Origin of the sequence: Arthrobacter sp. UYCu712 (assembly GCF_040547005.1) — a bacterium.
In the GTDB taxonomy this organism is placed as follows: Bacteria; Actinomycetota; Actinomycetes; order Actinomycetales; family Micrococcaceae; genus Arthrobacter.
In genome coordinates, this window is the sequence record NZ_JBEPOZ010000005.1 from 12,809 (window position 1) to 26,393 (window position 13,585).

Genomic DNA, 13,585 nt, shown 5'->3' on the forward strand with positions numbered 1-13,585 from the left:
GGACGTTGAACCCCCGCTGACGTGTGGGACACCGCCCGGGACGCGCGTGGCAGCCTGACGTCGCCGATTTTGACCGGCAAGCCTGAACCGGCCAGTCACCACCGCGTAACGCGAATCGGACCAGGAACGTCCGCCCGGTAGCATCGGGGCCATGAGCGCCGACGACGACGACATCACCGAAGAACTGCTGGCTGACGCCGCGAAGCTGACCGGGCTGAGCCTGGAGCTCCTGGGTCTGGACCCGCATCCCGACGACATGACCGCCGAGCAGCGGCTCCAGTTCGATCCCGAAGACCTGGCCGAAATGGCCGCGGTCACCGGGGAGGATCGTGAGAAGTCAGTGCGCCAGACACGCCTGCTGGCCGGACTCCTGTGGAACTCGTCGAGCATCCTGATCGACCAGCTTTTCCGTGACCTTGGCACGTTGAGCCAGCTGGCAGTCCGCACCCCCACCGAGATCGTGGGGACCTCGGTGCTGTCCTCGCTGCCGCCGCAGTTCGCCACCAGCTACGACGCGAAGTTCACCCAGAAGTTCATTGTGGTCGCCGCCGACGTCACCGCGTCGCTGGTCCGCGGCTGGTCCGCCCCGGGCTGCCTGGCAGCGGAGCTCGCCGTGCGTTGCCTGCTCGACCAGGCGGAAATCACCGAGGACATCTACGAGCTCGACCTGCCGGACGACTGGCGCGCCGACGTCGAGGAAGTCCTGCTGGAGGACGCGGACAGTGAGGCCCTGTACTCGGACAGGCTCGATGATCTCGAGGATGACGCCCGGGAACTGGACTTCGAGCACTGGTTCAAGCCCTTCGCCCCCGGCGATACCGTTCCGCCGTACTCCTATTCCTGAGAGAACGGGCGGGCCCCCGGCGTCAGTGTCCGGAAGCCCGCCCGACGCCGACGCGCCGCTCAGTGCCCCGGTGCGAGGTGCGTGGCGGGGTCGAAGGGTTCGAACACGGACGAGCCGATCATAAAGATGCCCCGCTGCGGGATCCAGAAGTCCCCCGCGGACATCAGTCGGGTGACCGGGGTCGCCGCCAGCGTCAGGTCCCGGCTGAGGTCCACCCCGGCTCCGACCTCCGCGCTGAAGGAGTGCTCGTCGCGCCACCGGATCTTGGGCGGGCCCGCCCGGAAGTTACATGTGGACGTGCAGGCGCCTCGCGGCCTCGGAAATGGAACCGCTCAGGGACGGGTACACCGTAAAGGTGCTCGCGACGTCGTCGACGTGCAGTTTCTGCGTCACCGCGAGCGAAATCGCGAAGATGAGCTCGGAGGCGTTCGGCCCCACCACGACGCCGCCGATCACGGTGCCGGAGCCCTTGCGGGCGAAGATCTTGACGAAGCCGTCCTTGTGGTTGCGCATCTTGGCGCGGGCGTTGCTCTTGAGCGAGAGCTTGACGACGTCGCCCTGGTACTTGCCGGATTCGATCTCGGCCTCGGAAACGCCCACGGAGGCGATTTCCGGCGAGGTGAAGATGTTCGAGGCCACCTGGTGCAGCTTGAGCGGAGTGACGCTGTCGCCCAGGAAGTGGGCGATCGCGATCCGTCCCTGCATGGCCGCCACGGAGGCGAGGGCCAGGACGCCGGTGCAGTCGCCTGCGGCGTAGATGTTCGGCGCGGTGGTGCGGGAGACGCCGTCGACCTTGATGTGGCCGCTCTCGTTGAGGGCAACCCCGGCCGCCTCGAGGCCGATCCCGTCGGTGTTGGGGATGGAGCCGACACAGACGAGGCAGTGGCTTCCGGTCACCGTGGAGCCGTCGCCGAGCGTGACCACAACACCGTCTTCGGTGCGTTCCACGGTCTCGGCGCGGGAGCGGGAGAGGACCTTCAGGCCACGGCGTTCGAAGACGCCCTCGAGGACCTCGGCGGCGTCCGTGTCGGAACCCGGCAGCACCCGGTCGCGGCTGGAAATCAGGGTCACCTTGGAGCCCAGGCCGTTGTACGCGGAGGCGAACTCGGCGCCGGTGACGCCGGAGCCCACCACGATGAGGTCCTCGGGGAGCTCGTCCAGGTCGTAGATCTGGGCCCAGTTCAGGATACGGATGCCGTCCGGCCGTGCGGTGGGCAGCTCACGCGGGTGGGCGCCCACGGCCAGGAGGATCGCATCGGCTTCGATGGTCTCGGTGCCGTCGACGGTGATGACCTCGATGGTGTGGTTGTCCAGCATCCGGCCGGAACCGATCACAATCCGGACAGCCTGGGATTCGAGGCCCTTCTGGATGTCGGTCGACTGCTGCCGCGCCAGCCCCAGGAGGCGGTCGTTGATGTGCTTAAGGTCGGCGCGCATCGTGGGTGAGCAGTCGCCTCCGTTGAGGTCGAACTTGACGCCCAGCTCGCCGGCCTCGCCCACGCGGGTCATCAGGTCCGCCGTCGCAATCAGCGTTTTGGAGGGGACGACGTCGGTCAGCACCGCGGAACCGCCGAGCCCGGCGCGTTCGATGATGGTGACCTTCGCCCCCAGCGAGGCGGCGACCATGGCGGCTTCGTAGCCGCCGGGGCCTCCGCCGAGAATTGCGATGCGGGGTGAACTGAAATCGGGATGCGTAGTCACAATCGTTCATTCTCCCCCATCTGCCCCGGCCCTCCAAGAAAAGGGACGTGCACCATACTGGTGCGGTGCTGGGCAGCACGGCACCGGCACGATAACTTGTACCGGTGAGTACAACAGAATTCCTGAACACTGATCCCTTCGACGCCGCCCGCGCCGCCGCCGACTACATTGCCGAGGAGACCGGCGTTGAGGCCCACGACGTGGCCCTCGTGCTCGGTTCGGGCTGGGGCGACGCCGCCGAACTGATCGGCGAGACCACCGCCACCCTGTCCGCCTCCGAGGTACCGGGCTTCTCCGAGCCGTCGGTGGTGGGCCACGTGGGCACCATCCGCTCGGTGCTGACCAAGGAGGGCAAGCGTGCCCTGGTCCTCGGCGCGCGCACCCACTACTACGAGGGCAAAGGCGTCCGCGCCGTCGTCCACGGCGTCCGCACCGCTGCGGCTGCAGGCTGCAAGACGCTGGTCCTGACCAACGGCTGCGGCGGCCTGAACGAGGCCTGGACTCCGGGCACCCCGGTGCTGATCAGCGACCACATCAACCTCACCGCCACGTCCCCGCTGGAAGGCGCCACCTTCGTGGACCTGACGGACCTGTACTCCTCGAGGATCCGCGCCCTGGCCCGCGAGGTCGACGCCTCGCTGGATGAAGGCATCTACGCACAGTTCACCGGACCGCACTACGAGACCCCCGCCGAGGTGCAGTACGCCAAGCGGATCGGCGCCGACCTGGTGGGCATGTCCACCGCGCTGGAGGCCATCGCCGGCCGCCACGCCGGCATGGAGGTCTTCGGAATTTCGCTTGTGACCAACCTGGCCGCGGGCATCAGCCCGGTCCCGCTGAGCCACGGGGAAGTCCTCGAAGCCGGTCAGGCCGCGGGCCCGCGCATCTCCCGGCTGCTCGCGGAGATCATCGCCAAGCTCTAATTGCCTTCGACGGCAAGGTAATCCAGCGCTTTCTGCCTGTCGTCCGGAAACCGCCGCTCCATGGAGTCGGCGATTCCGGCGATGGTCTGCCGCGCCAGGGCCTGCCGCCACACCAGTTCGGCCTGCCGCATGGTCTGCGAGATGAGGCAGGTCCGGACATGGTTCACCGCGGGATCGGCATCGGGGACGTTTCCCAGGATCCCTTCACAGCGGAACGCCGGCTCGGGGCCCTCCAGCGCCAGGACAACGTCGAGCACCGTGATGTTCTCGGGCCGGCGTGCCAGGTGGAAGCCTCCCCGGGGACCCGAGACCGAGGTCAGGACACCGGCTCTGACCAGCGCCTGGAGCTGTTTGTTCAGGTACGCGCTGGGGAGCTGGTAGTACTCCGCAAGCCGGGCGGAGTTGACGGCTTCCCCCGCCGGCGTCCAGGACATGTTGACGCAACTGTGCACGGCCCATTCCACCCCACGGCCCATCTTCATATTCCAGACGTTACGTGTCCGGAAAAATCGGTGTCAAGGCTGCCGGCACCGCCCGGCGTGACCGAACCCTAAGGCCGTCCCGCTTGTCGCGGGAACTATTCCCCGCCGATTGCGGATAGTTTGGTACCCATGACGTCTTCTGATGCCGAACTGTCACGACTCTTGAGCGATGCCCGAGCATGGGCCGCCCAGGATCCGGACCCGGCCACCGCCGCCGCGCTCACCGAGCTGATCCAGCTCACGGACAACGGCACCGCCGCGGCCCGGCAGGAGCTCGCGGACAGCTTCGGCGGCACCCTGCAGTTCGGCACCGCCGGGCTGCGCGCGGCACTCGGGCCCGGCCCGAACCGGATGAACCGCGTTGTGGTGCGCCGCGCCGCGGCTGGCTTCACCTCCTTCCTGACCAACGCCGTCGAGCAGGCCGCCCCCGGCACCCGGCCGCGCGCCGTCGTCGGCTATGACGCCCGCTACAACTCCGATATCTTCGCCGAAGAGACCGCGGCGATCCTGACCGCCGCCGGGATTGAAACCTTCCTGATGCCTGCCGCCCTCCCCACTCCGCTGCTCGCCTACGCGGTGCGGGCCCTGGAGTGCGACGGCGGCGTGATGGTGACGGCCAGCCACAACCCCCCGCAGGACAACGGCTACAAGGTCTACCTCGGCCGGCACGCCGTGGAGGAGAGCGGCCGTGGCGCGCAGATCGTCGCACCCTACGACGCCCTGATCGCGGCGAGGATCGACGCCGCCGGCGCTCTGGAGTCCATCGTCCTGGCCAAGGACGGCTGGACGGTGCTGGACCGCACCATCGCCTCGGACTACGAGGCCGCCGTCGCTGCCCTCGCCGTCCCCGCGCATTTCCCGGCCCGGGACCTCAAGATTGTCCTGACCCCGATGCACGGGGTGGGCGGCGAAACCGCCGTGGCCGTGCTGCACTCGGCCGGCTTTGCCGACGTCACGCTGGTCACGGAACAGGCGGAACCGGACCCTGATTTCCCCACCGTGAACTTCCCGAACCCGGAAGAGCCCGGCGCCCTGGACCTGGCGCTCGAGACAGCGGCCCGGGTGGACGCGGACATCGTGATCGCCAACGACCCCGACGCCGACCGCGCCGCGGTTGCCGCCAAGGATCCGGACACGGGCGCCTGGCGGATGCTGCGCGGCGACGAAGTGGGCGCCCTGCTGGGCGCGCACGTCGTGGCGCGCTTCGCGGCCGCCGGTGACGAGGCGCCGGAGGGCGTCTTCGCGAACTCGATCGTGTCCTCGCGGCTGCTCGCCAGGATCGCGGCTGCCGCCGGTTATGCCCATGAGGAAACCCTCACCGGCTTCAAGTGGATCGCGCGTGTCCCGGGCCTGCTGTACGGCTACGAGGAGGCACTGGGCTACTGCGTCGCGCCGTCACTCGTCCGGGACAAGGACGGGATTTCCGCCGCGGTACTGATCGCCGAGTTCGCGGCGGCGGCCAAGGCCGAGGGCAAGACGATCTTCGACACGCTCGATGAGCTGTACCTCGTCCATGGCCTGCACGCGAGCGACCAGCTCAGCATCCGGGTGGCGGACCTTGGCCTGTTGGACGCCATGATGAACCGGCTGCGCGTCAGCGCGCCGGAGTCCTTTGGCGGCTCCGCCGTCGAGACGGTCACGGACCTGGCCGAAGGCAGCGAGCACCTCCCGCCGACCGAAGGCCTGCTGTACCTGACCAGGGACCTCAGCCGCGTCATCATCCGGCCCAGCGGGACCGAGCCCAAGCTCAAGTGTTACCTGGAGGTCATCCGCAGCGTCGGTTCGGCGGCGGAACTGCCCGAGGCACGGCTCCAGGCACGCGCCGCCCTGGACGGTGTCCTCGCCGACGTCCGCGAGGCCCTGGGACTCTAGAGCTCGACCTCGATGTACCCGCCCACAATCCGGGTACAGAAGGTTGCGAGCCGCAGGGCCGGGGTGCCGAGGCACTCCCCCGTACCGAGGTCGTAGACCTCCTTGTGCAGCGGTGAAGCCACTGTCGGGCGGTCCCCGCGGGACCCCGTGATACCGCGGGCCATCACATTGGCCCCGGTGGCCGGGTCCTCCTGTGCGACGGCGAAAACCTGACCGGACACGGTGCGGAACAAGGCCACCTGGCGGCCCGCGATCAGCGCCGCCTCGCCCCATGCCGGTTCCAGGTCCGCCACGGCACACACACGGTGCCAGCCGGCTCCGGACCCAGCAGCCTGATCCTCGATGTCGGGTGATGCGTCGAGTACTGCGCTTTCAAGTACGGCGGTCATCCCGGCCCCTCTCTTCTGATACATCCCTTGCGGGCCGGACCGCTGCTGCGGCCACATATCCAAGCTAGGCCCGCGGTGTTTCATCCGGATGCGCCCAATGTGTCCGGCGGGTAAAAGAGAACTCACCCCCTCGGAAACGCAGTCGTGATGCAGAAGTTAAGATCACGAAACATAAGGGAAACTGAAGCGAAACTGCAGATACCTAGTCTGGGTACACAAGCTGCAGAGCACCGTCTGCGGCCCATGCGAAAGGCCCACAGTGACCGGACAGACTTCCAGCCCCCAGAACCTGGGCGCAGAGCGCGCCAAGAACCCACGGCATGTTGTGGTTGCCGGCGGCGGCCCCGCAGCCCACCGCTTCGCGGACGCCATGCACTCCCGGGGCCTCGACGGCTGGCACGTGACGGTCCTGACCGAAGAAGCGCACCTCCCCTATGACCGTGTCGCACTGAGCAAGGCCCTCACGGACAGCAGCGTGGACCTCACCCTCGGCAGCGCCTCCATGTGGGACCACGAGGCCCTCAGCCTCCGGACCGGCGAGCGCGTCACGGCAGTCGACACCGCAGGCAAAAGCGTCACCACCGCAGCCGGCACTGTGTACCCGTACGACGAGCTCGTCGTCGCCACCGGCTCCGATGCGGCCCGCCTGCCCATCGCCGGCTCCGACCTTACCCACGTTTACCGCACCCTGGAGGACGTCCGGGCCATCAACCAGGCGATCGCGGAACTGACGGCCAAGTTCGGCCGCAAAGTCAACGCCGTCACCATCGGCGGCGGCCTCCTGGGCCTGGAATCCGCGGCCGGCACCGAGCAGCTCGGCGCCGCCCCGATCGTCATCAACGGCTCCCCCTGGCTCATGAACACCCAGCTGGACGAAGGCGCAGGCCAGGCCCTGGGCCGCCTCATCGAAGCCAAGGGCTTCACCGTCCACGGCGGCGTGTTCCCCTCGGAGGTCCTCTCCGACGACGACGGCCAGGTCACCGGCGTCCTCATGGCGGACGGCCGGATCATCGACGCCGACATCGTGATCGTCGCGATCGGTGTGCGGCCCCGCGACGAACTGTTCCGCGCAGCCAATGGACCGGAAACCGAAGGCATCGCCCCGCAGTTCCAGCTCGGCCCGCGCGGCGGCGTCGTCATCTCCGACGGTTGCGAAACCGAGGTCCCCGGCATCTGGGCGATCGGTGAGGTAGCCAACTTCGGCGGCATGTGCCTGGGCCTCGTGGCACCGGCAAACACCATGGCGGAGATTGTCGCGGACCGGCTGCACGGCGGCGTTGCGACCTTCCCGGGCTTCGACACCGCCACCAAGCTCAAGCTGTCCGGCGTCGACGTCGCCAGCTTCGGTGACGCCTTCGCCCGCACCGAGCACGCCCTCGAGATCGTCTACGCCGACCCCGCCCGGGGCGTCTACCAGAAGATCGTCACGACGGACGATGCCAAGACCCTCCTCGGCGGAATCTTCGTCGGCGACGCCTCGCCCTACACGAGCCTCCGCCCCATGCTGGGCCGCCAACTGGCCGCCGAACCCGGCGCGTACCTCACCGCGGCCGGCGGCGGCGACGCCCCGGACACCGAACTCCCGGACGACGCAATCCTGTGTTCCTGCAACAACGTCTCTGCCGGAACCATCCGCGACACCGTCAACGGCTGCGGGGCCTGCGACGGCAACGCCCCCGTCCAGGAACTCGGCGAGCTCAAGGGCTGCACCCGCGCCGGCACCAGCTGCGGCTCCTGCGTGCCGATGCTCAAGAAGCTGCTCGAAACCGAACTGACCAAGTCCGGCGTCGCCGTCTCCAATGCCCTCTGCGAACACATCGAGCTCTCCCGCCAGGAACTCTTCGAGACCATCCGCGTCCTGGAACTGACCTCCTTCGAGGAGGTCATGGCCAAGTACGGGACCGGCGACGGCTGCGACATCTGCAAGCCGACCATCGCCAACATCCTGGCCAGCCAGAACAGCGCCTACGTCCTGGACGCCGGCCGCGGCACCCTGCAGGACACCAACGACCGCGCCCTCGCCAACATGCAGAAGGACGGCACCTACTCCGTGGTCCCCCGCATCGCCGGCGGCGAGATCACCCCGAAGAAGCTCGGCGTCATCGCCGCCGTGGCCGATAAGTACAACCTCTACACCAAGATCACCGGCGGCCAGCGCATCGATATGTTCGGCGCCCGGCTGGAGGAGCTCCCGGAAATCTGGAAGGAGCTTGTGGACGCCGGCTTCGAGTCCGGCCAGGCCTACGGCAAGAGCCTGCGCACGGTAAAGTCCTGCGTCGGTTCCACCTGGTGCCGCTTCGGAGTGCAGGACTCGGTGGCCATGGCCATCGCGCTGGAACTGCGCTACCGCGGCCTCCGCAGCCCGCACAAGCTCAAAATGGGAGTCTCCGGCTGTGCCCGCGAATGCGCCGAGGCCCGGGGCAAGGACGTCGGCGTCATCGCCACCGCTGACGGCTGGAACCTGTACGTCGGCGGCAACGGCGGCGCCACCCCGGCGCACGCCCAGCTGCTGGCCAAGGACCTCGACGACGAAACACTGCTCAAGTACATTGACCGCTACTTCATGTACTACATCCGCACGGCCGACCGCCTGCAGCGCACCGCCCGGTGGCAGGAGGAGCTCGACGGCGGCATCAAACATGTCGAGGACGTGGTGGTGCACGACACCCTGGGCATCGCCGAGGACCTCGAGGCCGCCATGGCCAAGCATGTTGACACCTACGTCGACGAGTGGGCCGACACCCTGAAGGATCCCGAGCGCCTGCGCCGGTTCCGCTCCTTCGTCAACGCCCCCGACCAGAAGGACGACTCCATCACCTTCGTCCCGGACGAGCGCGGCCAGATGCGCCCGGCCACGGCAGAGGAGAAGGCGCTGGCCGCCCAGCAGCCAGTGATGATCGGTGCGTCCATCCCCATGAGGCCCCGCGATGAGAACGAGGTATAGCCATGCAGCTCAGCATTGATCTCACCGGCCGCGAAGTCCTGGTCACCGGTTCGGACCACGCCGCCCGCCAGGCCGTCCGGCGCTTCGAGGCCGCGGGCGCACTCGTCTCCCGGCTCAGCACACCGGCCGGCGCGCCGCACGATGGCCCGTTGCCCGAACGGCCCTTCCTGGTGGCCGCGGTCGACGACGGCCAGCCTGGCTGGGAAGCCCTGCTGGAGCGGTGCCGCGAGAACGGCATCCCGGTCTCGGCCGAGCCCGCCGCGGGTCCCGCCGGCCACGTCACCCTGGTGGGCGGCGGCCCCGGAACCACCGAGCTGCTGACCGTGGCGGCCGTCAAGGCGCTGCGGGACGCCGACGTCGTGTTCTACGACCGGCTCGCCCCCTACCAGGAGCTTCCCTCGCTGAGCACGGCCGAACTCGTGGACGTGGGCAAGCGCCCCGGCCACCACCCGGTCAGCCAGTCCGGGATCGAGGAGCTGATGGTCGCCGCCGCCCTGGCAGGCAAGAGCGTGGTGCGGCTCAAGGGCGGCGACCCGTACGTCTTTGGCCGCGGCGGCGAGGAAGTCGCGGCCTGCGTGAAGGCAGGCATCCCCGTCCGGGTCATCTCCGGCGTCACAAGCGCCATCTCAGTCCCGGCCGCGGCCGGGATCCCGGTCACGCACCGCGAGGTCAGCCACATGTTCACCGTGGTCTCCGGCCACGCCCCGCTGACCGAGAAGGAACACACTCACTTGGCTGGCCTAGCCGGGCTCGGCGGGACGATCGTGGTCCTGATGGGCATCGGCACCCTGCGCCAGCTCGCAGCCGGGCTGCGCCGCGCCGGGATGCGGCCCGACATGCCGATGGCCGTCATCGAACGCGGTTACCGCCCCGGCCAGCGCACCACCATCGCCGAACTCGGCACCATCACCACCGCGGCCGCGGACTGCACCAACCCGGCCGTGCTGGTGATCGGCGACGTGGTCCGGGTGGCCGAAGCCAACCGCGGCTGCGCCGAAGCCACCGCCGAACTGGACCGCCTCGCCGCGTCCCTGACGGGCGCGTGAGAGCAGTGAATGCGTTGAACGCCATCGCCCCCGCCACCGCCGTACCCGGTGCCGCCGCCCCCGGGGAAGGCCTGGAGAAGGCCGAACTTCCCCTCGAGGGGTTCCGGATCGGCGTCACGTCGCACCGGCGCTCCCAGGACCTGATCGAAGCCCTGGAACGGCGCGGCGCCGAGGTGCTGCACGCGCCGGCGCTGAAGATCGCCCCGGTGCAGGAGGACCTGCGGCTGATCGAGGACACCCGCGCCATCATCGATGCCAAACCCGAGCTCTGCATCGCCACCACCGCCTACGGGATGCGCCGCTGGTGCGAGGCCGCGGATACGTTCGGTATCGGCGAGCAGCTGCTCGAAACCCTCGGCACCACCCGGATGTTCGTCCGCGGCCCCAAGGCCCGCGGCGCCGTCCGGGCGGCCGGACTGGCCGACGTCGGGATCAGCAGCGACGAAACCACCGCGACCCTCGTGGACATGCTCCTGGCCGAAGGCGTGCGCGGGAAGACCGTAGCCGTGCAGCTGCACGGCTACACCGACGTCCGCCAGCTGGAGCGGCTGCGGATGTCCGGCGCCACCGTCCTGACCGTCACCCCGTACCGCTGGGTCAAGCCCGACGGCGCGGACCGGCTGCCGCGCCTGATCGAGGCGGCCTGCACCGGCAACCTCGACGTGCTGACGTTCACGAGCGCCCCGGCCGTCGACGCGATGTGGAGCACCGCGCACGAGATGGGCCTGTACAAACAGCTCGTGGAGAGCCTCAAAACGAACGTCGCCACCGCCGTCGTGGGTCCAGTCACGGCCCAGCCCCTGATTGATGCCGGGCTGCAGCCGCTCGTCCCGGAACGGTTCCGGATGGGCGCGCTCATCAGGCTGGTCTGCGAACACCTGGCCCTGAACCACGTCCGCCGCCTGGACACCGCCTCGGGCAGCGTCGAACTCCGCGGCCGCTCGCTGCGGATCGACGGCGAGGCCGTGGACATGGCGCCGGCCCCGCTGCTGCTGCTCCGGGCCCTGCTGGGAGCCGGCGGGGCGGTCCTGTCCCGCGAGGCCTTGTCCGAACTGCTGGAGCTACGGGGTTCCGTCCACGCCCTGGACATGACCGTGAGCCGGTTGCGCTCCTCGCTGCCGGACGGCCGGCTGGTGGAAACCGTCGTGAAGCGCGGCTACCGGCTCCGGGTGTGACCCAGGACATTACCGGCCGGTAAATACTGGCGAACGGGCACCGGGGAAACGGCAACACCCGGGAAACACGCCGGAAAAACCCGCCGCCTACGCTGGGTGCATCAAGCACGCAGGCCACACCACCGGCCACCAGCGAAAGGGCCACACCATGTCCGCCACCCCCACCGCAACACCCGATTCCCAGACCCGGCCCCGGATCGTCATCGCCGGGGCCGGCCCGGCCGCGCAGGCCCTCGTCCGGCAGCTGACCCGGACCCCGTTCGCCGGCGGAATCACGGTGCTGAGCAACCGGGACAGTGCCCCGGCCGAGCTCATTGAGCTCGCTGCCCTGCCGCAGGTTTCGGTACGCTTCGGCCAGCCGGTCAGCTACATCGATCCCGACGGACAGCGGGTGACGACGGCGGACGGGCTGGAGTTCAGCTACGACCAGCTGGTCATCGCCACCGGATCCTCCCCCGAGGGCGCGCCGCTCGAAGGCGCCGGCCGGTGCCTCAGCTACTCCACCATCGACGACGCCACCGGGCTGGGCGAGGCCGTCAAGGACGTCACCCGGGTACTGGGCCGGCGTCCCCTCGGCATCCTGGTGGGCACCGGGACCGCCGCCGGGCAGGCGGAGGCCGTGCTCCGGGCCAGGGGCGTCCGTCCCGTCCGCACCACGCAGCGCCCCGCCGCCGTCGTCCCCAGCCTTGCGGGGTCCACGCTTCCGGCATCCGGCGTCGTCTTCGCAGACGGTTCCACCATGAACGGCGACCTGGTGGTGCTGGCGGAGGATCGGATCGCCCGCGATGCCCTCTCCGTCAGTGCCGGGCTCAAAACCGCTCCCCGCGGCGGCATCGTGATCGGCCAGGACTTCCGCACCTCGGTGCCTGGCATCTGGGCGATCGGGGATGCCGCAGTGTTCGACGGCGTGCGGTTGGGACTGCTGGTGGCAGCCGCGTCTGCCGCCTCGGTGTGCGCCTCGCAGCTGCTGCAGGCCACCCTGGCCGACCCCCTCGGCCACGCCGCGTAGGCACGCGGCGCCGGCAGGCCCGTGGGCGGCCTGCCGGCGGACCCCTTATGGCAAGATGGACACCTGAGAAGCCGCGATTAACGCGGTGTCCGCGGGCCTACAAGGCCCCAGCGGGACAACACAGAAGCAGGCCCGCCAGGAAAGGGACCACCATGAGCAACGAAGCCACCACGGCCGCCGGCAGCACCACCCCCGCCACGCCGGACGCCCCGGCCAGCGCCGGAAACATCGCCTCCTACATCGACCACACCCTCCTCAAGCCGGAGGCCAGCGAGGCCGAGATCCTCAAGGTCTGCGCCGAGGCCGCCGAATACAAGTTCAAGTCGGTCTGCGTGAACCCCCTCTGGGTCAAGACCGTCAAGACTGCGCTCAAGGGCTCCGGCGTCCTGACGTGTTCCGTGGTCGGCTTCCCGCTGGGCGCCACCCCGAGCGACGTCAAGGCCTTCGAGGCCCGCGGCGCCGTGCTGGACGGCGCGGAAGAAGTGGACATGGTCATCAACATCGCCGCCGCCCGCGCCAACGACAAGGGCGCGCTGGTTGATGACATCGCGGCCGTTGCCGAGGCCGTCCACGACGGCGGAGCCATCCTGAAGGTCATCATCGAAACTGCCCTGCTGAAGGATGCCCAGAAGGTCCTGGCCTGCGAGGCCGCGGTGGAAGCCGGTGCCGACTTCGTGAAGACCTCCACCGGTTTCAACGGCGGCGGCGCCACCGCGGAGGACATCGCCCTGATGCGCCGCGCGGTAGGCCCGGGACTCGGCGTCAAGGCCTCCGGCGGCGTCCGCTCCCTGGCCGATGCGCAGGCTATGATTGCTGCAGGTGCAACACGTATTGGCGCCAGCTCCGGCATCGCGATCGTCAAGGGTGAACAGGGTTCCTCCGCGTACTGATCCATACCGGCAGCCGCCACAGTTTTGAGCCCCGCGGGGCCGAGGAGGAACGAATGTCCAGCAACACCCAGCAGAACCAGCAGAGCGCGCAGGCAGCGCCGGCCGAGAACAACCTTGGCTCGACCATCGTCATCTTTTCCGTGATGATGGTCCTGTTCCTCGCGTCCCTGTACTCGCTGTCTTTCCTGACGCTGGGCAACCCCTGGCCGATGGCCGCGTGCCTGGCCCTGTTTGCCGCCTCGTTCTGGATCCCGCAGACCATCATGGGCCGCTCGGATTCGGCCGGCGAAGACTAAACGCCACGCTTAAA

The 13,585-nt window shown here is 69.1% G+C and carries 13 protein-coding genes; 9 read left to right on the top strand and 4 right to left on the bottom strand.

Going from position 1 to position 13,585, the window contains the following annotated elements; translation table 11 throughout:
• The first annotated feature begins 151 nt into the window (after nucleotides 1–151).
• Nucleotides 152–844: a hypothetical protein gene (locus tag ABIB51_RS06755; protein ID WP_354186735.1), complete on the top strand. Its 693-nt coding sequence runs from the start codon at nucleotides 152–154 to the stop codon at nucleotides 842–844.
• 59 nt (nucleotides 845–903) lie between these two features.
• On the opposite strand, the gene ABIB51_RS06760 is transcribed toward ABIB51_RS06755, so the two are convergent.
• Nucleotides 904–1,059, bottom strand: coding sequence for a hypothetical protein (locus tag ABIB51_RS06760; protein WP_354186736.1), 156 nt, complete (start codon nucleotides 1,057–1,059; stop codon nucleotides 904–906).
• Nucleotides 1,060–1,129: 70 nt separating this feature from the next.
• A complete protein-coding gene (locus tag ABIB51_RS06765) occupies nucleotides 1,130–2,545 on the bottom strand; it encodes an NAD(P)H-quinone dehydrogenase (RefSeq protein WP_354186737.1) in 1,416 nt (471 codons plus the stop codon).
• A gap of 104 nt (nucleotides 2,546–2,649) precedes the next feature.
• Here ABIB51_RS06765 and ABIB51_RS06770 point away from each other — a divergent pair, with 104 nt between their 5' ends.
• Nucleotides 2,650–3,468, top strand: coding sequence for a purine-nucleoside phosphorylase (locus tag ABIB51_RS06770; protein WP_354186739.1), 819 nt, complete (start codon nucleotides 2,650–2,652; stop codon nucleotides 3,466–3,468).
• On the opposite strand, the gene ABIB51_RS06775 is transcribed toward ABIB51_RS06770, so the two are convergent.
• Nucleotides 3,465–3,950: an RrF2 family transcriptional regulator gene (locus ABIB51_RS06775; RefSeq protein WP_354186741.1), complete on the bottom strand. Its 486-nt coding sequence runs from the start codon at nucleotides 3,948–3,950 to the stop codon at nucleotides 3,465–3,467. The genes ABIB51_RS06770 and ABIB51_RS06775 overlap by 4 nt on opposite strands.
• Nucleotides 3,951–4,079: 129 nt before the next feature.
• On the opposite strand from ABIB51_RS06775, the gene ABIB51_RS06780 reads away from it, so the two are divergent.
• Complete coding sequence (locus tag ABIB51_RS06780; protein WP_354186743.1) at nucleotides 4,080–5,822, top strand: phospho-sugar mutase; 1,743 nt, start codon at nucleotides 4,080–4,082, stop codon at nucleotides 5,820–5,822.
• Here the strand turns inward: ABIB51_RS06780 and nirD are convergent.
• Complete coding sequence (nirD, locus tag ABIB51_RS06785; protein ID WP_354186745.1) at nucleotides 5,819–6,211, bottom strand: nitrite reductase small subunit NirD; 393 nt, start codon at nucleotides 6,209–6,211, stop codon at nucleotides 5,819–5,821. The genes ABIB51_RS06780 and nirD overlap by 4 nt on opposite strands.
• Nucleotides 6,212–6,470: 259 nt before the next feature.
• On the opposite strand from nirD, the gene nirB reads away from it, so the two are divergent.
• From nirB to ABIB51_RS06815, 6 genes are all read left to right on the top strand, one after another.
• On the top strand, nucleotides 6,471–9,155 hold the full coding sequence (gene nirB / locus ABIB51_RS06790) for a nitrite reductase large subunit NirB (protein WP_354186747.1): 2,685 nt from the start codon (nucleotides 6,471–6,473) through the stop codon (nucleotides 9,153–9,155).
• A 2-nt stretch (nucleotides 9,156–9,157) separates the two neighbouring features.
• Nucleotides 9,158–10,201, top strand: coding sequence for a uroporphyrinogen-III C-methyltransferase (gene cobA / locus ABIB51_RS06795; RefSeq protein ID WP_354186749.1), 1,044 nt, complete (start codon nucleotides 9,158–9,160; stop codon nucleotides 10,199–10,201).
• 14 nt (nucleotides 10,202–10,215) lie between these two features.
• On the top strand, nucleotides 10,216–11,376 hold the full coding sequence (locus ABIB51_RS06800; RefSeq protein WP_502916088.1) for a uroporphyrinogen-III synthase: 1,161 nt from the start codon (nucleotides 10,216–10,218) through the stop codon (nucleotides 11,374–11,376).
• Between the two features lie 148 nt (nucleotides 11,377–11,524).
• Nucleotides 11,525–12,385 carry an FAD-dependent oxidoreductase gene (locus tag ABIB51_RS06805; RefSeq protein WP_354186751.1) on the top strand — a complete coding sequence of 287 codons (861 nt, stop codon included), beginning with the start codon at nucleotides 11,525–11,527 and terminating at the stop codon, nucleotides 12,383–12,385.
• A gap of 152 nt (nucleotides 12,386–12,537) precedes the next feature.
• Nucleotides 12,538–13,275, top strand: a complete 738-nt coding sequence (gene deoC, locus ABIB51_RS06810) for a deoxyribose-phosphate aldolase (protein WP_354186753.1) — start codon at nucleotides 12,538–12,540, stop codon at nucleotides 13,273–13,275.
• Nucleotides 13,276–13,328: 53 nt separating this feature from the next.
• A complete protein-coding gene (locus ABIB51_RS06815; protein ID WP_354186755.1) occupies nucleotides 13,329–13,571 on the top strand; it encodes a hypothetical protein in 243 nt (80 codons plus the stop codon).
• The last annotated feature ends 14 nt before the right edge of the window (nucleotides 13,572–13,585 follow it).